Annotated in this window: 21 protein-coding genes; 14 read left to right on the top strand and 7 right to left on the bottom strand. The window is 45.4% G+C overall.

Annotated features, from left to right (window positions below; genetic code table 11):
- The first annotated feature begins 99 nt into the window (after positions 1 to 99).
- Positions 100 to 684, top strand: a complete 585-nt coding sequence (locus AC3D28_RS10835) for a YhgN family NAAT transporter (protein WP_098413465.1) — start codon at positions 100 to 102, stop codon at positions 682 to 684.
- Positions 685 to 741: 57 nt separating this feature from the next.
- On the opposite strand, the gene AC3D28_RS10830 is transcribed toward AC3D28_RS10835, so the two are convergent.
- Both AC3D28_RS10830 and rsmD read right to left on the bottom strand, forming a co-directional pair.
- Complete coding sequence (locus AC3D28_RS10830; protein WP_098413466.1) at positions 742 to 1,008, bottom strand: DUF1145 domain-containing protein; 267 nt, start codon at positions 1,006 to 1,008, stop codon at positions 742 to 744.
- Positions 1,009 to 1,086: 78 nt separating this feature from the next.
- The gene (gene rsmD, locus AC3D28_RS10825; protein WP_488534741.1) at positions 1,087 to 1,632 is read right to left on the bottom strand and encodes a 16S rRNA (guanine(966)-N(2))-methyltransferase RsmD; all 546 of its coding nucleotides are present in this window, start codon (positions 1,630 to 1,632) and stop codon (positions 1,087 to 1,089) included.
- A 228-nt stretch (positions 1,633 to 1,860) separates the two neighbouring features.
- Here rsmD and ftsY point away from each other — a divergent pair, with 228 nt between their 5' ends.
- The 6 genes from ftsY (at position 1,861) to glpG (ending at position 7,421) form a co-directional block, all read left to right on the top strand.
- The gene (gene ftsY / locus AC3D28_RS10820; protein ID WP_488534740.1) at positions 1,861 to 3,078 is read left to right on the top strand and encodes a signal recognition particle-docking protein FtsY; all 1,218 of its coding nucleotides are present in this window, start codon (positions 1,861 to 1,863) and stop codon (positions 3,076 to 3,078) included.
- A gap of 22 nt (positions 3,079 to 3,100) precedes the next feature.
- Positions 3,101 to 3,775 (top strand): cell division ATP-binding protein FtsE, encoded by a 675-nt coding sequence (ftsE, locus tag AC3D28_RS10815; protein ID WP_488534739.1) that lies wholly within the window; start codon positions 3,101 to 3,103, stop codon positions 3,773 to 3,775.
- Positions 3,765 to 4,733, top strand: a complete 969-nt coding sequence (gene ftsX, locus AC3D28_RS10810; RefSeq protein WP_488534738.1) for a permease-like cell division protein FtsX — start codon at positions 3,765 to 3,767, stop codon at positions 4,731 to 4,733. Before ftsE ends, ftsX begins: the two co-directional genes overlap by 11 nt.
- Positions 4,734 to 4,909: 176 nt before the next feature.
- Positions 4,910 to 5,767, top strand: a complete 858-nt coding sequence (gene rpoH, locus AC3D28_RS10805; RefSeq protein ID WP_098413470.1) for an RNA polymerase sigma factor RpoH — start codon at positions 4,910 to 4,912, stop codon at positions 5,765 to 5,767.
- A 491-nt stretch (positions 5,768 to 6,258) separates the two neighbouring features.
- Positions 6,259 to 6,579: a thiosulfate sulfurtransferase GlpE gene (glpE, locus tag AC3D28_RS10800; RefSeq protein ID WP_098413471.1), complete on the top strand. Its 321-nt coding sequence runs from the start codon at positions 6,259 to 6,261 to the stop codon at positions 6,577 to 6,579.
- A complete protein-coding gene (gene glpG, locus AC3D28_RS10795; RefSeq protein ID WP_098413472.1) occupies positions 6,579 to 7,421 on the top strand; it encodes a rhomboid family intramembrane serine protease GlpG in 843 nt (280 codons plus the stop codon). The genes glpE and glpG overlap by 1 nt, the downstream gene beginning before the upstream one ends.
- A 92-nt stretch (positions 7,422 to 7,513) precedes the next feature.
- On the opposite strand, the gene AC3D28_RS10790 is transcribed toward glpG, so the two are convergent.
- On the bottom strand, positions 7,514 to 7,924 hold the full coding sequence (locus AC3D28_RS10790; protein WP_098413473.1) for a flagellar basal body-associated protein FliL: 411 nt from the start codon (positions 7,922 to 7,924) through the stop codon (positions 7,514 to 7,516).
- A 161-nt stretch (positions 7,925 to 8,085) separates the two neighbouring features.
- On the opposite strand from AC3D28_RS10790, the gene AC3D28_RS10785 reads away from it, so the two are divergent.
- A complete protein-coding gene (locus AC3D28_RS10785) occupies positions 8,086 to 8,625 on the top strand; it encodes a chorismate lyase (RefSeq protein ID WP_488534737.1) in 540 nt (179 codons plus the stop codon).
- Positions 8,626 to 9,480, top strand: coding sequence for a 4-hydroxybenzoate octaprenyltransferase (gene ubiA, locus AC3D28_RS10780; RefSeq protein WP_098413475.1), 855 nt, complete (start codon positions 8,626 to 8,628; stop codon positions 9,478 to 9,480).
- A 68-nt stretch (positions 9,481 to 9,548) separates the two neighbouring features.
- Here ubiA and plsB read toward each other — a convergent pair whose 3' ends face one another.
- On the bottom strand, positions 9,549 to 11,975 hold the full coding sequence (gene plsB, locus AC3D28_RS10775) for a glycerol-3-phosphate 1-O-acyltransferase PlsB (protein ID WP_488534736.1): 2,427 nt from the start codon (positions 11,973 to 11,975) through the stop codon (positions 9,549 to 9,551).
- Positions 11,976 to 12,339: 364 nt separating this feature from the next.
- Between plsB and lexA the strand changes: the two genes are divergently transcribed.
- The 3 genes from lexA (at position 12,340) to dinF (ending at position 15,348) form a co-directional block, all read left to right on the top strand.
- Positions 12,340 to 12,963, top strand: a complete 624-nt coding sequence (gene lexA / locus AC3D28_RS10770) for a transcriptional repressor LexA (protein WP_488534735.1) — start codon at positions 12,340 to 12,342, stop codon at positions 12,961 to 12,963.
- 191 nt (positions 12,964 to 13,154) lie between these two features.
- Complete coding sequence (locus AC3D28_RS10765; RefSeq protein ID WP_488534734.1) at positions 13,155 to 13,949, top strand: class I SAM-dependent methyltransferase; 795 nt, start codon at positions 13,155 to 13,157, stop codon at positions 13,947 to 13,949.
- A 55-nt stretch (positions 13,950 to 14,004) separates the two neighbouring features.
- The gene (gene dinF, locus AC3D28_RS10760) at positions 14,005 to 15,348 is read left to right on the top strand and encodes an MATE family efflux transporter DinF (protein ID WP_488534733.1); all 1,344 of its coding nucleotides are present in this window, start codon (positions 14,005 to 14,007) and stop codon (positions 15,346 to 15,348) included.
- Positions 15,349 to 15,420: 72 nt separating this feature from the next.
- On the opposite strand, the gene sthA is transcribed toward dinF, so the two are convergent.
- Positions 15,421 to 16,821, bottom strand: a complete 1,401-nt coding sequence (gene sthA / locus AC3D28_RS10755) for a Si-specific NAD(P)(+) transhydrogenase (protein WP_488534732.1) — start codon at positions 16,819 to 16,821, stop codon at positions 15,421 to 15,423.
- A gap of 292 nt (positions 16,822 to 17,113) precedes the next feature.
- Here sthA and fabR point away from each other — a divergent pair, with 292 nt between their 5' ends.
- Together fabR and AC3D28_RS10745 are read left to right on the top strand one after the other, a co-directional pair.
- Positions 17,114 to 17,755, top strand: a complete 642-nt coding sequence (fabR, locus tag AC3D28_RS10750; protein WP_098413481.1) for an HTH-type transcriptional repressor FabR — start codon at positions 17,114 to 17,116, stop codon at positions 17,753 to 17,755.
- Positions 17,755 to 18,120, top strand: a complete 366-nt coding sequence (locus tag AC3D28_RS10745; RefSeq protein ID WP_488534731.1) for a YijD family membrane protein — start codon at positions 17,755 to 17,757, stop codon at positions 18,118 to 18,120. The genes fabR and AC3D28_RS10745 overlap by 1 nt, the downstream gene beginning before the upstream one ends.
- A gap of 228 nt (positions 18,121 to 18,348) precedes the next feature.
- On the opposite strand, the gene AC3D28_RS10740 is transcribed toward AC3D28_RS10745, so the two are convergent.
- Together AC3D28_RS10740 and AC3D28_RS10735 are read right to left on the bottom strand one after the other, a co-directional pair.
- Positions 18,349 to 18,972: a response regulator transcription factor gene (locus tag AC3D28_RS10740; RefSeq protein ID WP_488534730.1), complete on the bottom strand. Its 624-nt coding sequence runs from the start codon at positions 18,970 to 18,972 to the stop codon at positions 18,349 to 18,351.
- 2 nt (positions 18,973 to 18,974) lie between these two features.
- Entirely contained in the window at positions 18,975 to 20,738 is a 1,764-nt protein-coding gene (locus AC3D28_RS10735) for a sensor histidine kinase (RefSeq protein ID WP_488534729.1), read from the bottom strand.
- Positions 20,739 to 20,820 lie beyond the last annotated feature (82 nt).

Genomic DNA, 20,820 nt, shown 5'->3' with positions numbered 1-20,820 from the left:
GCTTGACATGAGGGTGAGTGGTTAGATTTCGCCCTTAGTCATGTACTTAGATGATGACTTTGCTATAAACTGGCCGGCATTTTGAAATGAGGCTAGAATATGGACATTCTCTCTGCAGCGACCATGCTGTTTCTTATCATGGACCCTCTCGGTAATTTGCCGATAGTGCTGTCTATCCTCAAGCACATTGATCCCAAGCGTCGACGTAAGGTGCTGATCCGCGAATTGCTATTTGCCTTACTGATCTTAATGCTGTTTCTGTTTGCCGGACAAAGCATTCTAAGCTTTTTGCGTATCCAACCAGAAACCCTAAGCATCTCGGGTGGTATTATCCTATTCATCATCGCAATTAAGATGATTTTCCCCAGTGCTGGTAGTATTACTGGACTCGCGGCGGGTGAAGAGCCCTTCATTGTACCGATGGCCATTCCGATGATCGCGGGCCCGTCGGTGATTGCCGCGCTCCTTCTACTGGCTGCTCAACAGCCGAATAACAAGCTGGACATGTCAATTGCAGTGATTATAGCGTGGGGCGCGACGTGCTTTATTCTCATGTTTTATAGTTTCTTCAATCGCTTATTGGGAGAGCGTGGTCTAAAAGCGGTTGAGCGCTTAATGGGCTTGTTGCTGGTAATGATTTCAACCCAAATGTTCTTGGATGGGGTAAAGAGTTACCTTGGTTAAGCGAATGAACTTGATCAAGAAACCGCTCTTGTGAGCGGCTTTATTGTATTTGAATTTTTATATCATGTGTTTACGACGAATATCAAGCAGGGCAAAAATGCCGAAAATAAGGATGGAATATTTCTCCCAACTGCTCATGTTGATTTTATCGCCAAATGCGCCGATGAAGATGGCCATTTGTAAGCCATGCATGATGAATAAAAACGCCGTCATGATGTACAGTGCGATGGCGGCATTGCCAGGGAACGGCATAAAAATATTGAGGATCAATACGAGCCAAACAAAGGCGATAGCTGTTTTGGCCAGCATAATTAGTGCTTTCATTAAGTGTCCTTTTCAATCGAGGCGTTATGCTGAGGTTCGTTCATACAGACGGTAACTCACTTGGCCTGCGGTTTTTTCTCAATGTAGCTGCCAGTTTTCGGGTAAGTCGGCAATATTGAGTTCTTTTTCTGTTTCAATATAAATCATCGCATCGTCGGCGAGCCAACCATTTTGTTCCAGTAAGGTCACAGCTTCATCCAGTAGACCTTTGCGAAACGGTGGGTCAATAAATACCACATGATGCGCAGTACCTGACTGCTTTAAAAAACTTAGCGCATCGGTGTTCACTACTTGAATATTGCGTGCATTCAGTGACGCGACATTTTTTTGGAGTTGCTGAAAGGCGTGCGGATTGAGCTCGACCATGGTCACGTGTTCTGCTTGGCGAGAGGCCGATTCAAAGCCTAAACTGCCAGAGCCGGCAAACAAGTCGAGACATTTCGCTTGTGGTACCTCTTGCGCGAGCCAGTTAAATAAGGTTTCTTTGACGCGGTCAGTGGTTGGGCGCAAACCTTCTGCGTCATGAACAGGGAGTTTTCTGCCTTTCCATAAACCACTAATAATGCGAACAAAGCCTGTTGTTGGCTTTTTTTGTGATGAGTTTTGCTGGCGACGTCTTACCATAGATTTTTTGACCGCTAATAAAGTGATACTATATCTAATCGCCCAAGTATTGCGCTTGGAGCTTGGATACAGCCCAGAACATTCAAGGTGACAGAGTGTAACACTAATAAGATTAGAATTGCCTAATTGGACAGTTTTCACCACTTTGTCATTAGCCTTTTTGACAGATAATAATCTTGTCAAAAAAGAGTTATTAATAGATAAAAGAACAATCTAGGATAGCCCCAGATGACGGAAAAAAAGAAGCGCGGACTACTTTCGTGGCTAGGTTTTGGCGATGAAGAACAAAGCCCAAAACCAAATAATGAAGAAACTGTAACAGAAGAAGTCGTGGACGAGTCTTCGAAAGAGCAACAAGACGAAGGCATTGCAGAGCAAACCGAAGAAACACCAGTAGTTGAACCAGAACCTGAAAAGACAAAGGCTGCCCGAGCAGAAGCAGAAGCAGAAGCAGAAGCAGAAGCAGAAGCAGAAGAGCCACAAGTGCCAGCTGCGCCTCGTGTTCAAGAGCAAGAAAAGCCAACTGAGAGCTTTTTTACGCGACTTAAGCGTAGCCTAAGCCGCACCAAAGCGAATATCGGTGCCGGTTTCTTTGGTCTATTCAGTGGTAAAAAAATTGATGACGATCTTTTTGAAGAACTAGAAGAGCAACTGCTTATTGCTGATGTGGGCATGGACACCACTACGAAAATCATTAACAACCTGACAGAGAAAGCCTCTCGCGGCGATTTAAAAGATGGTGAAGCTCTTTATGGTTTGCTGAAAGAAGAGATGGCAGAAATTCTTGCTAAAGTAGAGCAGCCACTAGAAATCGACAGCAACAAAACGCCTTACGTGATCTTAATGGTGGGTGTAAATGGCGTAGGTAAAACGACTACGATCGGTAAGCTAGCAAAACAATTCCAAAATCAAGGCCAGAAAGTGATGCTGGCGGCAGGTGATACCTTCCGTGCGGCTGCGGTAGAGCAGCTCCAAGTGTGGGGCGAGCGTAATAACGTGCCAGTGATCGCCCAGCACTCTGGTGCCGACAGCGCTTCGGTTATCTATGATGCGATTGAAGCGGCAAAAGCCCGTGGTGTGGATGTGGTGATTGCTGATACGGCGGGTCGTCTGCAAAACAAAGCGAACCTAATGGAAGAGCTGCGTAAAATTGTGCGTGTCATGAAGAAAATTGATGACTCGGCACCCCACGAGATCATGTTAACGTTGGATGCAGCTACGGGCCAAAATGCGATTAGCCAAGCGAAACTTTTCAGTGATGTGGCGCCGATCACTGGGATTACCTTAACGAAATTAGATGGTACCGCGAAAGGAGGGGTGATTTTCGCTATTGCTGATCAATTCGGCATTCCAATTCGTTACATTGGTGTGGGTGAAGGCATCGAAGACTTACGTCCTTTTGAAACACAAGAGTTCATTGACGCGCTGTTTAGCCGTGAAGAGTAATTTAACGTAGAGGAAAGCAACGGTGATCAAATTTCAGCAAGTGAGTAAAGCTTACCGTGGTGGTCGACAAGCACTGCAGAAGGTCGACTTTCATCTTAGGCGCGGAGAGATGGCGTTTTTAGGCGGACATTCCGGAGCCGGTAAAAGTACCTTGTTGAAACTAATATGTGCGATAGAGCGCCCAACCGATGGAAAAATCCATTTCAATGGTCACGATATCACGCGCATTCCAAGCAAAGACATCCCGTTTTTGCGCCGCAATATTGGGATTGTTTTCCAAGATCATCGCCTATTGATGGATCGCAGCGTATACGACAATGTCGCTCTGCCAATGCGCATCGAATCGATTTCTGAAAATGAAATCAAACGCCGTGTTTCTGCGGCGTTAGACAAAACGGATTTGCTTGATAAAGCCCGTTGCTTACCGAGCCAGCTTTCCGGCGGTGAGCAACAACGTGTCGGTATTGCCCGTGCGGTGGTCAACCGACCAACGTTATTAGTGGCCGATGAACCAACGGGTAATCTTGATCCAGAACTGTCTAACCGTGTGTTGCGTTTATTTGAAGAATTTAACCGGGCGGGTGTCACCATTTTACTCGCCACGCATGATGTTGGATTAGTAAACACTCGCCCACAATATCGTCATTTTGAATTAAACCAAGGCTTCCTGAGCGAGGTAGAAGACTATGGCCGGTAATCATCGCTCCCAAAAGAAAGGCAAAAGCCGTAGTGTCAAGCGTGTAAATACCGACGGTTTTTTCTCTATTCATGGCAAACAGGCGAAAACTTCTTTTTCAGCGTTATGGCAAAGGCCCTTAGGCAACATTCTCACTTTAGCCGTGATCTCTATGGCACTTGCGATGCCTGCGTGTTTGTACCTGTTAGGAAAGAATGCGTCAGAAGCCGCGGAAGATGTGGCTTCTCCCTCGCAAGTTAGTGCTTACTTAGTGGAAGGCATGCCTGATGCTCGTGTGATGGTCCTCAAAGATGATATTGAGACCTGGCCATTGGTCAAAGAAGTGGAATATATTTCTCCGCAGCAAGGTCTGTCCGATTTAAGCCAATATGCAGGGTTTGATCAGGCAATCAGTCTGTTGAGCGGCTATGCGTTACCTGGTGTGTTAGTTATTACGCCAGACACCGAATTGAAAGGCGATATTCAATCGTTAGCCAAAGACATGCGACAGCAACAAGATGTGACCGATGTTCGGCTCGACGAAGACTGGCTAGCGCGACTTGATGCGATCAAAACCTTGGCTGGTATTATTGTTATTACTCTGACAATACTGATGTTGGGCGCGGTATTTTTAATCGTTGGCAACACATTGCGTTTTAATGTATTAGCGAATAAAGAAGAGATTCAAACCATGAAACTGATCGGTGCCACTGACAGTTTTATTCTACGTCCTTACCTATACACTGGCATGTGGTTTGGTGTACTCGGTGCGACTATAGCTTGGTTAGTCACGGCTTTGGTGACCATCATCATGAATAGTGCGGTAGAAAATTTAGCGGCACTATATGACAGCCAGTTCAGTTTGATTGGTTTGAGCTGGGATGAATCTCTGCTGTTAATCATCCTAGGTAGCCTTTTAGGTTGCATCGCTGCTCGTATTTCTGCGCAGCGCCATTTAAAAGAAATTGAACCAGTTTAAGTGATGGAGGTCTTATTACTCGGGATTTATTAGCACAAGCTAATCTTGCTCCCTTGTTTAGACCATTTGTTTATGGATAATTGCTTGCCCTTCTTGAAACTTGTTCATTTTGAGTTCAAGATATCGAAGCTAAATTGCAATGTAATACTCCAGATCAGAGATTGATGAGGAATTGAATGACAAAAAAAGCGTATCCGATGGCTCTAGTCACGCAAGATAGCCTTGATAGTTATATTCGTTCTGTAAACAGCTACCCAATGCTGACTGCAGATGAAGAGCGTGAGCTGGCAGAAAGATTACACTACAAAGGTGAGATTGAAGCGGCAAAGGGGCTAATTTTGTCACACCTAAGATTCGTTGTTCACGTTGCTCGTGGCTACTCAGGCTACGGTCTACCAATGGCAGATCTAGTCCAAGAGGGCAATATCGGTCTAATGAAAGCCGTTAAGCGTTTTAACCCAGAAGTGGGAGTGCGTTTGGTGTCTTTTGCTGTTCACTGGATTAAAGCCGAGATTCACGAATATGTGCTGCGCAACTGGCGTATCGTCAAAATCGCGACCACCAAAGCGCAACGTAAATTGTTTTTCAATCTACGTAAGTCGAAAAAACGCTTAGGTTGGTTCAATAACGGCGAAGTAGAAACCGTTGCTCGCGAGTTAGGTGTTGAGCCTTCTGAAGTTCGTGAAATGGAATCACGGCTAGCGGCGATTGATTCAACTTTCGATATGCCGACTGATGAAGATGATAGCTCGAATGCCTACACGGCACCAATCTTGTACCTAGAAGATAAGTCTTCTGACGTGGCAGATAATATCGAAGCGGCGAACTGGGAAATGCACACCAACAATCGATTAGGTTATGCATTAGCGACCCTAGATGATCGTAGCCAACGCATTGTTCGTTCCCGCTGGTTAGATGACGATAAGGCAACATTGCAAGATTTGGCGGATGAGTTTGGTGTTTCTGCTGAACGTATCCGTCAGCTAGAAAAAAATGCCATGAAAAAACTCAAACTGGCAGTCGGCGAATTCTAAATTTCGTTTGACGTAAGCTAAGATTGTATAAAAAGCCGAGATCATATGATCTCGGCTTTTTTGTTGTCGATCGAAAATCGAGGCAGGTTGCGATCTAATTTTATGTTCTACCTGTGTATAAGTCTGTGTGTTAATTATTTATCAACTGTTCGAAACTCGGGCAAAGCAAGGGGTTCAAGCCCTTTACCCGCTGGGGATAGTTATAAAAGTACACACAGTTAGATCAGGATCATTACTACATGTTGTGGATCAAAAGATCCAAATACACTTTATCAACGTAATGCACAGCTTTATCCACAACTGGTTGTAATATGTTCAGTTTTAAAAGCCCTGACTATCCATGTGTCTAAGTTTATCCTTGGATAGGTTACAATAGCGGCAGTATACCCAAACGACTTCAAGATAAAGATTTTACGTGACGTCGTCGGTGCTTGCTAAAGCATTTCATCTCGAGGTTGTTTGGGTATATTAATAAGACAGTGAGAAAGTAAATGGATCAGTTTAAGCATATCGATGTACAAGGTGCGCAAGCGCTGCTCGAACAGAATGAGGCTAAACTTGTCGATATCCGTGACCCTCAATCGTTTGCCGTTGCGCATGCTGAGTCTGCGTTTCACTTAACCAACGATACGATGGTTCCGTTTATGGATGAGGTGGAGTTTGAACAGCCGGTTTTGGTGATGTGTTACCACGGGATTAGTAGCCAAGGTGCGGCGCAATATTTAGTTAACCAAGGCTTTGAACAGGTGTACAGTGTAGATGGAGGCTTTGAAGCCTGGCATCGAGCAGAACTACCGGTAGTGAGAAGTTAATGAAGAGATTGGTAACGTTAAATAATCCACGCATGGCACAAGCCTTCATCGATTATATGGCTTCTCGCCAGATCGACATCCAAATGATGCCTGAAGGTGATGGACAATTTGCGCTTTGGCTGACGGACAGTCAGTACGACATCGAAGCACAAGCCGAACTGAAGCAATTTTTGGCGAATCCGTCGGATTCAAAATACAGTGCTGCCTCGTGGGACGTTGCCGATACTCGTAAGAGTCAATTTCATTACTCAAGCCCAAGTATCATGAGCATGATCAAAGCGAAAGCGGGGCCAGTAACGCTATTGATCATGATGGTGTGCGCGGTTATCTATCTTTTACAGATGATAGGATTTGGCCATGGTGTGTTTACTGCGTTGCATTTTCCTGCCTTTGAAGGCCAACAATGGCAAGTTTGGCGATGGGTGAGCCATGCTCTGTTGCATTTCTCTGTTGCGCATATCGTATTTAACCTATTGTGGTGGTGGCAATTGGGCGGCGACATTGAGCGTTGTCTTCGCTCTGGCAAGCTATTACAAATCTTTCTGATTTCTGCTGCGCTATCTGGTGTAGGGCAATTTTACGTTGAAGGGGCGAACTTTGGCGGGTTATCTGGTGTCGTGTATGCGTTGCTTGGTTACTTGTGGGTGTTGGGGTATCGACTTCCGCACTTAGGGCTCACACTACCAAAACCGATCATTGTGTTTATGCTTGTGTGGTTGGTTCTTGGCTTTGTTCAGCCGTTTATGGCGATTGCCAATACCGCCCATTTAGTCGGATTGTTATCAGGGATGGCCATTGCGTTGTTTGACTCAGGTAAAAAGAAATACCAACAGCACGCATAATATCAACCCGTAAGAATGATGACGTGCTGAGTCTGGGGTAAAGCAAAAAGACCGCTAAAAAGCGGTCTTTTTTGTGCTTGCAGAAGCGAAGCTTATTGATAGAGGTACTTCGTAAACAATAAATCCGCAATGATCGTTTTGCCGGTTTCTGGCAATAGCGTTTCGTTGAGCGTTGTGACCAAAGTTTTACGCAGATCCTCTCGACCGGAGAGTGACTTGATCGTATCTTCCGTTTGTTTACCGAGTAATTCAATCACTGCATCACGAATCAAAGGTTGATGGTGTTCAACAATAGATAAATCTTGTTGGCTCATTACCATGATATCGATGCGTAATTGTACAAAGCCCAACTTTTTACCTTTGGTGTGAAAGTTCGTGGTTAGGTTGGGTTCAAGGGTGAAGTACGCCAACTTGGAGTCTGCATCTCCCGTTTCAGCCCAACTTGGTGCAGCGAACAGCATGGTTAACGCAAAAATAATCTGGGCGATATAACGTTTGTGCATATTTCTAACTTTTCTTTCTCTTGATCACGATATTCGAATCGCTTCAGTCTTGATACAATGGCTCGTCTATAACAAATAACAGGACTTACGGTGACATGTTTTTATATGAACGGTAAGTTGTTGCTTTATTGTACGCATAAAGCCTCCAATTGAATACTAGTATGAATCAGCCAACATCACTCTATCTCGCTTCTTTATTGGAAGTAGAGTGGCAAAACCCCGAAGAATTTGAATTTCCGAATACATTTGCCAAGCACTGGCTTGAAGAGCAAGGGTCTTTGTCACGTCGTTTAAAGCAACATTGCCAAACATTAACGGTGGAATTGCTACAAAATCAAATCGTCACTGCGAAGACGTTAAAACCGGATGAAAGTCAGTTATTGTCAGAGCAAGATTGCTTATTGAGAGAGGTGATTTTGCGTGGTGACAATAACAAGTGGGTCATCGGACGTACGCTTATTCCTCGAACTACGCTTGTCGATCAGCAATATGACTTGGCTCAGCAGGGGGATATTCCCTTAGGGTTAACGGTATTTAATGCAGATAATGTGGAGCGTGACTCGCTGCAAATGGGATGGGTGAACTTGCCGCAAGGACGTTTGCTAGCGCGACGTTCAAGGTTGTGGATGAATCACAAACCAATGTTAGTTGCCGAGTTGTTTTTATCTAATTCACCAGTTTACGCTAAGGAGAGAGTGTAAATGTCCGCAGAAAAAGCCAAAGCATATTGGCAACTGACGCGAATGAACCGTCCGATTGGCTCATTACTGTTAATGTGGCCGACAATTTGGGCGCTGATTATTTCGGCGCAAGGGATGCCGCATTGGGATGTTCTTATCGTGTTTGTGTTAGGGGTCTTCCTGATGCGCAGCGCGGGTTGCGTGATTAATGACTTTGCCGATCGTAAGGTCGATGGTCATGTAAAACGCACCAAGCAACGTCCATTACCATCTGGGAAAGTGACGGCCAAAGAGGCGATTGGGTTATTCTTCTTATTAGGCATTAGTTCGTTTTTGCTGGTGCTTACCATGAATCCGCTCACCATCCAGTTATCATTCGCCGGCATGACTTTGGCCTTTATTTATCCATTTATGAAGCGCTATACCCACATCCCACAGTTGTTTTTAGGCTTAGCCTTCAGTTGGTCTATCCCCATGGCTTGGGCTGCGCAAACGGGTGAGTTACCGATCATTGTGTGGTTTGTATTTGTGATTAATGCTTTGTGGACTATCGCTTATGATACGCAGTATGCGATGGTAGACCGAGATGATGACTTAAAAATAGGCGTCAAATCAACGGCGATTCTGTTTGGTTGCCATGACAAGCTTATTATCGGTGTATTGCAGTTAATTACTCTAGTGATGTTGGTGGGGCTAGGTCAGTTTTATCATTTGGGTCAAAGCTACTATTGGACGATTCTCCTTGCCGCTTCGTTGTTTGTGTATCAACAGCACTTAATTCGTCATCGTGAGCGTGATTTGTGTTTTAAAGCGTTCTTAAATAACAACTATGTGGGAATGGTGATTGCGGTAGGTTTATTGGTCGCGTTCTGGTAATCAACATGAAAATGAAAAAGGCATCCGATTGGATGCCTTTTTTCTTCTTTTAGAAGATGATAAAACGGTTACGACTGAAGCTGATGGATACTCTCTTCAATCGTCAATCTCACTTCTGGATAAAGCAGGCTGAACAACTGCCTTGCGAATTGCTGAGTTTTCTTCGTATCACAGTTACCACCATGATCTAAGTAGCGTTGTTGTTTCAGCGTGTTGAACATCGCAGTAAACACCCCTTTATCGAAGAACTCTGGTGCATTGATGCCATGCAACCGACCTAAACGCTGAGCAATATCTTGGCTCTTTTGCTCAAGATCCGACTTACCCAGTTCAGGGTAAGCGACCAATAAGTTCACCGCGATAGAGTAGCGCTGTAGCGTTTCGGTAATCGTACGGCCTAACAGAACTAAAGGTTGGTTATTGGACTGATTAATTTCTAGCTTATCACCATCTAGGCTGATCATGTTCTGCTCGGCAAATTCATGCAGCGTTTTGACGACAAGCTCATCCAACTCCTCTTCTTGGTAGCTGAGAAACAGCTCTTTTTTCAAGAATGGGTAGATTTGAGTAACATTCGTTTGGATATTCTCGACGGAGAGGTTGCGCTGACGAATAATCATTTGAGCAATCAATGACGGTAGCGCAAACAAGTGAATAATGTTGTTACGATAGTAGGTCATCAGGATCGATTGGCTGCGATCCAGTGAAATAATGTCACCCATGCTGTCGGTTTCAATCACAAACTTATCCAAAGACAGCGCGTGATCGACTAACTCCTCGGCACTTTCGGTCGGAATCGTCGACGTGCTCGAGTAAGGGTTGTTTTTTAGCAGCTTTAAGTAACACTCAATCTGGTTGATCAGCGAGTCACGTGACAAGGCTCGCTGGCGAGACGCAAGCAGTGCAGTCGCACACAGTGTCAAGGGGTTTGCCGCCGCGGCATCGTTGATATGTGTCATCATCTTGTTCGCAAGGTCGTTGACCACCGGGTTCATCCATTGTGGTTTGTTAGCCCCCATGCGGTCGATGTCTTTGGTCCACTCTGGCGCATGTTCATTGAGGTATTGGTTAAGCTGAATTGGCTCACCAAAATTCACATAACCTAAGCCAAAGTTACGCAGTTTGCGTAGGGTGCGCAGAACCAGGCCAGCGTTCTCTTTTTCTTTGCGTTTCCCTCGTAGCTCTTTGGCGTAGGTGCTCACCTCCATTACGTGCTCGTAACCGATGTATACCGGCACTAACGTAACGGGACGGTTTAGACCACGTAACATGGCTTGGATGGTCATTGCTAACATGCCCGTTTTTGCTTGTAGTAAACGGCCAGTACGTGAACGGCCGCCTTCACTGAAGTACTCGACTGAATAACCTTTAGCAAATAATTCAGCGAGGTACTCGCGGAAAATCGTTGAGTACAGTTTGTTGCCTTTAAAGCTACGACGAATAAAGAATGCGCCCCCACGACGGAACAGAGGACCCGCGGGGAAGAAGTTCAGGTTAATGCCTGCTGCGATGTGTGGAGGCACCATGCCTTCATGGTACAGCACGTAAGAAAGCAGAAGGTAATCCATGTGACTGCGGTGACATGGTACGTACACGATCTCGTGCCCATCTTGCGCTAGGCGACGTACTGTCGAAGCGTTATTGATGTGCAAGCCTTGGTAGAGTTTGGTCCACAACCAGCTAAGGATACGATCACCGTTTTTCACCAAACTGTAAGAAAAGTCTGCGGCGATCTCATCCATGATGTCATGGGCTTCTTTACGGGCCTTATCAATAGAGATGTTTTTACTCTTTGCCTCATCGGCGATCGCTTGCTCAATCGCAGGTGACTTCATTAAGCGAGCAAACAATACTTGGCGTTGTGGAAGGTTCGGTCCAGACGCGGCTAGTTTTTGGCGTGAGAAATGGATACGAGCTACGCGCGCAAGTTTGTGTGCAATTGCGCTATCCGTGCCGTGGGAGTCGGCCATGTAACGCAGCGATACTACCGGGCTAAAACGGACCAAGCAATCGCGACCTGCCGCCATGACCGCTTTTGCTTTTTGCGGCCCATTCATTGGCTGAAGGTAAGGCTTTTGATTTTCTTCTTTACCGGGTTTACGGCCCCAAAGTACGGTCGCCGGGATCATTTGAACATCCAGTTCGCTGTCCAGTTTGTGCAGTTCAAGTAAGTCAGTAAATAGAGAAACAGAGTCGGTTGGTACATCGTTGTCGTTGTGCATCACCGTAGGACGAGCAGCGATGAAGACGAAACGATTTAGTGTTTTGCCATTGATTTCCAGTGGACTGAGCGGGTCGGGCAGGCCAAGAATCATGGCTTGCTTTTGCAGTGTCAGCAAATCCACGTTCGAGCGGAACGGTAGGGCATACACAATCGGTTTAGCTAGGTCGATGCTTAGATCTTCAATCGGGTTCGACGGGATTGCAGTGCCCTTTACCATTACCGATAAAGGTATTTTTAGTAATGAACGTGAAAATGATGGTCCAGAAGACATAAAGTTCACAGCCTCAATAGGTATTCAAACAGGACTAACCTTATTTCTGTGTCCGTAAAGCGCATCTTTTCGAGCAAAGATAGGAGTTCGACAATAGAAATAAGCCTAGGCGATAAATTTTAAGCGCAAAGGATACCAGAAACAGGTCAAACCTTTTAATTTTATTGGCTGCAAATTAGTCTAACTTCTAAGTTGTTGCTTTACATTGATTAACTTTAGTCATGGTGTTTTAAATGCTTTGATTGGGCGCTGGTGGACGAGTACATAAAGCCGAGCAAATAAATTAAAAAACAATCAATTGGGTTTTCATTTGAACATTTACTGGATATACTCACAGTTAACTGTATAAAAAGACAGGTGAGACATGAAGCCGTTAACGCCACGCCAACAACAAGTTTTCGATTTAATTAAGAGTAAAATCGAAGATACTGGAATGCCACCCACTCGTGCAGAGATTGCGCGTGAGCTTGGCTTCCGCTCTGCAAATGCCGCAGAGGAACACCTAAAAGCGCTTGCCCGTAAACAAGCGATTGAAATTATTCCTGGTGCCTCTCGTGGGATCCGTATCCTATTAGACGAGACTGCCGCAAATGATGCTCAGGGGTTACCGCTGATTGGTCAGGTTGCTGCAGGTGAGCCGATTCTGGCTCAGGAACATGTAGAAGCCCATTATCAAGTCGATCCAGCGATGTTTAAACCGCAAGCTGACTTCCTACTTCGTGTCAACGGCGAAAGTATGAAAGACATCGGGATTATGGATGGCGATTTGCTTGCTGTGCACAAAACGCAGGACGTAAGAGATGGCCAAGTTGTCGTTGCACGCGTTGATGATGATGTGACGGTGAAGCGTTTAGAGCGTAAAGGCTCAACCATATTACTGCATGCCGAGAACGAAGAGTTTGCGCCAATTCAAGTGGATTTAACATCTCAACACTTGGCGATTGAAGGCCTAGCCGTCGGGATTATTCGTAATACTGACTGGATGTAAGCTCGCATAACAGCCCAGCCTTGCTGGGCTGTTTATATTCTATTTCCCTTTCCTTTTCTTCTGCTGTCTTTGCAAACTCGCCGTAATTTCCTCTCGTAATCAGTCGACTTACTTATGAGCTTGATAATGCAATTGATATTTATTATCATCTGCATCATATCAATGCTTTCTTTCTGGCGCAGGAAATGCTCATGTCTCAGTCTAAACATCAAGTTCCTAACCATTTATTAAAACCTCTATTATGGCGTAGCCGTGAAAGTATGGTTGAGAATGGCTTGGTGTATGATCCTATCGCGGCTAAAGCGTGCCTGAGCTGTAAGATGGCCCCAGACTGTCTGAATGGGGATATCGCGCAGAAGCAACTGCTGCATGTGACATTGACTCAGTTATGTGATCAACAGATTAGCCATTTCTTACAGCAGTCTCCTGATGCGTGGATCATTAATGTGGGCGCGGGGCTCGATACCCGATTTTACCGTCTAGATAACGGACGCTGCCATTGGATAGAGCTCGACGTGACGGAAAACCTGATATGGCGCCAGCGTTTGTTCCACAAAAATGAGCGTTATGAGCATCGCTGTGGGAGTGTGGAGGAGGTCTCGTGGTTAGAATCTCTGGCCATTCCAGAGAACGCACCCGTACTCATTTTGTGTGAAATGGCGCTATTGGATTGTACTGAACGTGCAATTGCCAAGTTTATTCAAACCTTGGGCCGCTATTTTGTTTCGGCTGAACTTTGTATGGTACTCGCCGGGGATTTAACCGCAACTAAGTGGGGGCAAAAGTTAGGCTCAGATTGCTATGCTCACGGTTTTGAAGCTCCTGCGGAACAGGTCTGGCAATGGATACCGTGGGGGCAATGGGTCAGAGCATTCTCACCGTTTGACCGCTTTTGCTCTCGTTGGAAAGTATGGCAGCGTTGGTTGAACAAAATCCCAACGTTGAAATATCGCCTTACCCCAGTTCTCGTTCATATTAAGTGGTAATTGGCGCGTTCCTAAACCCTCAGGTACACTCGTCGATCTTATTGATGAGGTGCCTGTGACAAATTCAATTTTCTCTCCTTTATCTAACCCAAAAGTACATCGCCAAGTCTTAGCCTTAGCGATTCCTATGGTGTTGTCGAATATTACCGTCCCACTGCTTGGTTTGGTGGATGCGGCGGTGATAGGCCACTTAGAACATGCTTGGTATCTCGGTGGTGTTGCGCTGGGGAGTACCATGATCAGTGTGACATTTTGGCTGCTTGGTTTTTTACGTATGTCGACCACGGGATTGGCCGCACAATCGTATGGCAGTGATGATCGTAAGCAACTGGCTTTGGTATTCATGCAAGGCACTTTAATGGCCGTATTGTTTGCGGTGGGATTTTTATTGGCTCACAACCCCGTTGCAGATTTAGTGTTTGGTTGGAGTGATGCCAGCGCAGAAGTGAAACGCTATGGGATGCAATACTTTTCTATCCGAGTGTGGAGCGCACCTGCCGCGTTGATGAATTTTGTGCTGCTCGGATGGTTGCTGGGTACGCAAAATGCGCGAGCCCCAATGTGGATGGTGATCATCACTAATCTGATTAATATCGCTCTGGATGTTCTGTTTGTGCTTGGTTTGGGCTGGAAAGTCGAGGGCGCGGCATTAGCCTCGGTCATTGCCGATTACTCAGGTATGGCGTTTGGGCTTGTTTGCGTGTGGAAAACTTGGCGAGAGAGAGCGTTACCCTTACCGAAAAGTTTGTTTGTCGATACCCAGCACGGACTCGGACGTTTTGTGAAGCTCAATCGCGATATTTTCTTGCGCTCTTTGTGCTTACAAGCTGCGTTTAGCTTTATGACTTTTCAAGGTGCAAGCTTTGGCGATGATGTGGTGGCAGCCAATGCGGTACTGATGAGTTTTCTGATGATCATCTCGTATGGTATGGACGGCTTTGCTTATGCGATGGAGGCGATGGTCGGAAAAGCCATTGGCGCCAAAGATAGGCAACAACTCAGCGCCTCGCTGGTGGGCACTTTTTTTTGGAGTTTGATTATCTGTTTGGGGCTTACGGCGGTTTTTGGGTTGGCGGGATCGCCGTTGATCGCTATGATCACTACTATTGAGCCTGTGCAACAGCAAGCGGCGGTGTATCTGCCTTGGTTGGTGGTGATGCCACTGGCTTCCATGTGGTGCTTTCTATTAGATGGTATTTTTGTCGGAGCGACCAAAGGGAAGGACATGCGTAACAGTATGTTTATGGCAACCAGCCTCTTCTTCGTGGTCTTTTATCTATTTTCGGGTTGGGAGAACCATGCGCTTTGGCTGGCTATGACCAGTTTTATGTTGATGCGTGGTATTGGTCTTGGTGTGATTTTTCTTTATCAATGGCGTAAAGACACTTTTCTCGTTTAATTACCTGAGAGCATAAAGACAAAACAGCAAGCCATGGGCTGCTGTTTTGTTATCGACGACGAACTTGTTCATCTAGAATAATCGATTCAGGCCATTTAACGCTGCTACGCGATACGCTTCTGCCATGGTGGGGTAATTGAATGTCGTATTGACGAAGTATTCAATCGTATTGGCTTTGCCTTTTTGCTCCATGATGGCTTGACCGATATGGATGATTTCTGCGGCGCGCTCACCAAAACAATGAATGCCGAGGATCTCTTTGGTTTCACGGTGGAAGAGAATTTTCAAACTGCCGATGTCTTTGCCTGCGATCTGCGCGCGCGCTAAGTGTTTGAACGAGGAACGGCCCACTTCGTACGGTACTTTCGCGGCCGTCAGTTCTTGCTCTGTTTTACCCACTGAGCTGATCTCTGGGATGGTGTAGATACCCGTTGGGATGTCATCAATCAGATAGTTGTCAGCCTGACCTTTGGTGACCGCTTGTGCGACAAAGCGTCCCTGATCGTAAGCCGCACTCGCGAGGCTAGGGTAACCAATGACATCACCCACCGCGTATATGTGAGCGATATCGGTTTGATAGTTACGATTTACTTTTAACTGTCCGCGCGAGTCTGCTTCTAGACCGACAGCATCTAAGTTTAGCTTATCAGTGTTACCCGCTCGACCGTTCGCATACAGCAAACAATCTGCTTTCATCTTCTTGCCTGATTGCAGGTGAATAATCACGCCATCTTCTGTGCCTTCGATTTTTTCATAGGTTTCATCATTACGAATCACCACACCGCTGTTCCAGAAGTGGTAAGACAGCGCATCTGACACTTCGTTATCCAAGAACTCCAACAAGCGGTCCCGGGTATTGATAAGGTCGGTTTTCACGCCAAGTCCTCGGAAGATAGAAGCGTATTCACAACCGATAACGCCCGCACCGTAAATGATGATATGGCGAGGGTCGTGTTTCAGGCTCAAAATGGAATCACTGTCGTAGATGCGCTCATGCAAGAAATCAACGTCGTTAGGCTGGTATGGACGAGAGCCAGTCGCAATCACAAACTTGTCGGCAGAATACACTTCTTCTGTGCCATCATTTTGCGTGATGACGATAGAGTGGTCATCAATAAAGCGGGCGGTACCAAAGAGTAAGCTGCACTGGTTGCGGTCGTAGAAGCCTTGTCGCAGACGTGTTTGTTTATCGATGACCGATTTTGCATGGCCTAAAATGTCAGAAAAGGTGGCATGTACGCTGGAGTTATTGCGACAGAATAACGGGTTACTATTGAACTCGATGATTCGGCTGACGGCATGGCGCAGCGCTTTTGATGGAATCGTTCCCCAGTGTGTACAACCGCCGCCGACACTGCTTTCTTTCTCGACAATGGCTACATTCAGTCCCGCCTTGGTTAATCCCATCGCAGCCCCTTCTCCGCCAGGGCCACTACCAATTACGATTACGTCATAATGATTAACATGCGGCATGATGTCTTCCTTGTTATATTTGCTTAACATTGCTTTAGCGCGATTTTAACTCATTTATGCTATTGGTACACGTCATGGCGGCGAGAGAGTGGAAGTGATCACGTAGATTTGACCAAAAGGGTGGGGGGGATGTTATATGTCAATAAATCACATCGAGAACATTGCAATTAGAGACATCCCAATAGTAACGTTCTCACGGTTAAGATTAGTACCGCAACATATCTTTCTACGCAGGAGCAAATTGCGTTATATTGGGCCTCTTGTACCCGACAGAAAAAAGAGCACGTTAAAAATGAAAGCGATGGGCATCCGTGCGCAACAAAAAGAAAAGACACGTCGATCACTGATCGATGCGGCATTTAGTCAATTAAGTGCGGATCGCAGCTTTTCCAGCCTCAGCTTACGAGAAGTCGCCCGAGAGGCAGGCATTGCACCGACTTCTTTTTACCGCCACTTCAAAGACATGGATGAACTAGGCTTAACCATGGTCGATGAAGGTGGCTTGCTATTACGTCAACTGATGCGTCAGGCACGTCAACGTATAGTGAAAGAAGGGAGTGTCATTCGTACCTCAGTGGAAACCTTTATGGAGTTCATTGAAAGTAGCCCGAACGTGTTTCGTTTGCTATTGCGTGAGCGCTCCGGCACTTCTGCTGAATTTCGTACTGCTGTCGCTCGAGAAATTCAGCATTTTGCGGCAGAATTAACTGAGTACTTAATGAGCACCGGCGTGACCAGAGAAGAGGCGTATACTCAAGCAGAGGCATCTGTAACGTTGGTCTTTAGTTCGGGCGCTGAAGTGTTAGATTTAGATCGACGTGAGCGCGATGAACTCGCCGAGCGATTGATCATGCAATTGCGAATAATAGCCAAAGGGGCCTATTGGTATCGCAAAGAACGTGAACGTAACCGATTAAAAGGCGGGATAGAATAATGTCGAATGGAAATCAATCTGAAAAGAAAACGCTGATTTTGGCACTGGTTGCTGGTGTGTGTGGTGATGCTTTGTTGTCATGGTTGACCATGAGCGAAGTGTCTTTTTCAATCTTTCCTCTGATTGCACTCGTACTAGCGGTACAAGCTCTTTACCAAGAATACCTAAACAACCCAGTATCGGAAGATATCCCGTTAGTGGGTTTGGCGTGCTTCTTTGTCGGAGCATTTGGCCACTCAGCGTTTATCAAAGCGCAATACCCAGATGCAGGGTCTAACTTCTTCGCCATTCTGGTATCTATGGTCCTACTGGCCTGGATTGGTAAGAAATTAGGCTTCGTCAATAAGAAGACCTCAGCTGAGTAAGCAAACCGAACCCAACAAAAAGCGAGCGACAATGCTCGCTTTTTTTATGTCTTTTCGCTAATGCAGTTATATTTACGTTCTAAAAATACACTCGCTCCATTAGCCTCCACTTTGGCAAAGGGTAACAGTCTCAAGCTGAGTTGATGAGAGGAAAGGGAGAAAGAAGAGGCTCAAACGGGGGGATGGGTCATGACCGTGAGGGACTGGAAATATTATGTATTGATACAACTAATTAAGCTGCTTAGCGATTAAGCGGAGCAGTTTCTTTCCTTGGAATGCTAATTGAATCCCAGAAGAGACACCCATCTTCTTAAATAAATTATGCCGGTGTATTTCAGTGGTTCTCAGTGCAATACACAGTTCATCGGCGATCACTTTATTTGGCTTTCCTTCGATGATGAGAGGAACAAGCATCTTTTCTCTTTCTGTTAAGGAGTTTACTCTCGTCTCCAAATCCCCATCTTGTTGTTTAGCCGTAAATGAGCTTAAGGCTAACTCTTGCGCCTGTTTTAAAGTTTGGTACAAAAGGTCGCCTTGTACGGGTTTTTGTAATAAATCATGGGCGCCACATTTGAAAGCGAGTTTTGTGATCTCTACATCGGCATGTCCGGTTAAAAATACGATGACTACGTTAGAATCCTGCCTGCACAATACCTCTTGTACCTCGATACCATCCATATCGGGCATGTTAATATCAAGTAGTACAACACTTGGTTTGAGTAGATTCGCATTTTGAAAAAAGGAGAATGCTGAGTGGTACGATTGCACGTCAAGCCCTTCTCCTTCTAATAGCCAAGAAACTGAATCGGTAATGGCGGGGTCATCATCAACCAAATAGATAGGGCAAGACATGATTATTCCTCAAGCTGAGGCAGTGGTAGAGTTATCATAAAAGCCGTTCCTTGCTTTAGTTGCTTGGCAGAGATTGAGCCTTGATGCGCCTCAACTATCCGTTTACAGATGACCATTCCAAGTCCTAACCCTGACTCTTTGCTACTTTGAAATGGCATAAAGAGTTGCCGTAGTTGCTCATCATTTATTCCACTGCCATTGTCCTTTACTTCTATCGTGACGAGGTGCTCGGACTGTTTAACCTGAATCGATATGACTCGTTTTCTGGAGGTTTCTTTAAGCGCATCAATACTGTTCTGTATCAAGTTTGCCATAACTTGCTGAATTAAAATGGGATCAATTAACAAATCTACATCTTCAATATCTTGTTCGATAGAAATATTTTGCCGCTCAAAGGTGTGCTTGAAGAGGAGAAGAGTGGTAGAGAGGAGCTCTTTGGTTGAGACAATCTCTCTTCTACTATTTTTAACCTTCATGAAGTGACGCATACGCTGAATAATGCCACTTGCATTTAGGGTTTGTTGCTCAATTTTCACTAAATTTTCTAGCAATTGCTCTTGGCTGAGCGTACCTTTTTCAAGCCTATTTTTACAGCCAGTTGCGTAGGAGCTAATCGCCATCAGAGGTTGATTTAACTCATGCGCTAGCCCCGCAGCCATCTCCCCACTCAGTAAAATACGCTGGGCCTTAAACAGTTGATTGGTTTCGCTTTCAAGCAGGTCGGAGGTTTTATTGTGTTCTTTGATCTCTTCTCTCAACTGACTTGAGCGAACATAAACCAGATAATTCACACGAAAATGATAGGCGACAAACAAAGTCAAAAGCCCGGCAAAAGTGAATACCCAACCTCGATACTTTAGCCACAGTTTGCTGGCATATGAAGGTTGAATATTAACGTCAATGTCATCCATCAATGCATAGATAGCACTATCGTCAATCGGTACTGACCAGCCACCATAGAGCCCTGCAACGGCAATTGTACTGTTCGCTGGTATGGTGAGAAAAATCCGAGCTATGTGGTTTGCGTAGTCAGCAGGCACATGCTTCATCCGTGCTAATGTCCAGTTGGGATATAGCTGACTGGATGTATGGCAAGCAAAGAAAGATGGTGGTTCTTGTCTACGTATTACCTTGAGACGGTTTGGTGCGATGGTGCCATCTCGCACTTTTCGCTCTAAAAGGCATGTTGGGGCAATGGCAAAATCGGCTTCTCCATTAAGCACTTTCGTCAATAACTTTTGCTGTGGATAGCTAATGAATTTGAGGTGAGTGAGATCGTTCTTTTTGATTCCTTCCGACAAAAATTCTCTAAGCATGATCCTAAAACCACCAAAGGCGTCCTCGCTCACCGAAACAATCGAGCGGTGTTTGAGCTCTGTCAGAGAGGCAATTTCAGGCTCGTCAACTCGCCCAATAAGAGCAGATCCGATCGCATATTTCGCTTCTCCATGAAAAGGGTTGAGGTTGAGCATTTTCACTGCTTGATGGTTGTATTTGTAGAAGAGAAACTGGATACCGTTGGTTAGAGTGAAATCTACCAAATTGCTTTCTACCAAGTTATCCAGTGTAGGAATATCGGCTGGCACAATCACAAAGTGATAATCAGGAAGTGCAAGATTGAGGTAATCAATCGTTGGTTGCCAACGCTTTAACGTATAAGCCGCACCGTTGAAAGCAAGCACACCAATTCGCACTAATTTCTGTTCTGCATAGCTTGTGAAACTCAATGTGATACAAGCGAATAGGAGTAGTATTTTTGCTTTCAAAAAGAGAGGTCCAAAGGGTTGATATTCCAATTTTGTGTTAAGCATCTCATATGAATAGATAGGTTATTTGTTTCAGATCAAT

The organism is Vibrio sp. TAP-3B, from assembly GCF_057784735.1.
This window is presented reverse-complemented; position numbering and strand designations above follow the sequence as displayed.

Excerpts from the sequence above, each read along its gene's own strand:
- AC3D28_RS10835 (WP_098413465.1), top strand. The coding sequence starts at position 100 with ATGGACATTCTCTCTGCAGCGACCATGCTGTTTCTTATCATGGACCCT.
- AC3D28_RS10830 (WP_098413466.1), bottom strand. The coding sequence starts at position 1,008 with ATGAAAGCACTAATTATGCTGGCCAAAACAGCTATCGCCTTTGTTTGG.
- rsmD (WP_488534741.1), bottom strand. The coding sequence starts at position 1,632 with ATGGTAAGACGTCGCCAGCAAAACTCATCACAAAAAAAGCCAACAACA.
- ftsY (WP_488534740.1), top strand. The coding sequence starts at position 1,861 with ATGACGGAAAAAAAGAAGCGCGGACTACTTTCGTGGCTAGGTTTTGGC.
- ftsX (WP_488534738.1), top strand. The coding sequence starts at position 3,765 with ATGGCCGGTAATCATCGCTCCCAAAAGAAAGGCAAAAGCCGTAGTGTC.
- rpoH (WP_098413470.1), top strand. The coding sequence starts at position 4,910 with ATGACAAAAAAAGCGTATCCGATGGCTCTAGTCACGCAAGATAGCCTT.
- glpE (WP_098413471.1), top strand. The coding sequence starts at position 6,259 with ATGGATCAGTTTAAGCATATCGATGTACAAGGTGCGCAAGCGCTGCTC.
- glpG (WP_098413472.1), top strand. The coding sequence starts at position 6,579 with ATGAAGAGATTGGTAACGTTAAATAATCCACGCATGGCACAAGCCTTC.
- AC3D28_RS10790 (WP_098413473.1), bottom strand. The coding sequence starts at position 7,924 with ATGCACAAACGTTATATCGCCCAGATTATTTTTGCGTTAACCATGCTG.
- AC3D28_RS10785 (WP_488534737.1), top strand. The coding sequence starts at position 8,086 with ATGAATCAGCCAACATCACTCTATCTCGCTTCTTTATTGGAAGTAGAG.
- ubiA (WP_098413475.1), top strand. The coding sequence starts at position 8,626 with ATGTCCGCAGAAAAAGCCAAAGCATATTGGCAACTGACGCGAATGAAC.
- plsB (WP_488534736.1), bottom strand. The coding sequence starts at position 11,975 with ATGTCTTCTGGACCATCATTTTCACGTTCATTACTAAAAATACCTTTA.
- lexA (WP_488534735.1), top strand. The coding sequence starts at position 12,340 with ATGAAGCCGTTAACGCCACGCCAACAACAAGTTTTCGATTTAATTAAG.
- AC3D28_RS10765 (WP_488534734.1), top strand. The coding sequence starts at position 13,155 with ATGTCTCAGTCTAAACATCAAGTTCCTAACCATTTATTAAAACCTCTA.
- sthA (WP_488534732.1), bottom strand. The coding sequence starts at position 16,821 with ATGCCGCATGTTAATCATTATGACGTAATCGTAATTGGTAGTGGCCCT.
- fabR (WP_098413481.1), top strand. The coding sequence starts at position 17,114 with ATGAAAGCGATGGGCATCCGTGCGCAACAAAAAGAAAAGACACGTCGA.
- AC3D28_RS10745 (WP_488534731.1), top strand. The coding sequence starts at position 17,755 with ATGTCGAATGGAAATCAATCTGAAAAGAAAACGCTGATTTTGGCACTG.
- AC3D28_RS10740 (WP_488534730.1), bottom strand. The coding sequence starts at position 18,972 with ATGTCTTGCCCTATCTATTTGGTTGATGATGACCCCGCCATTACCGAT.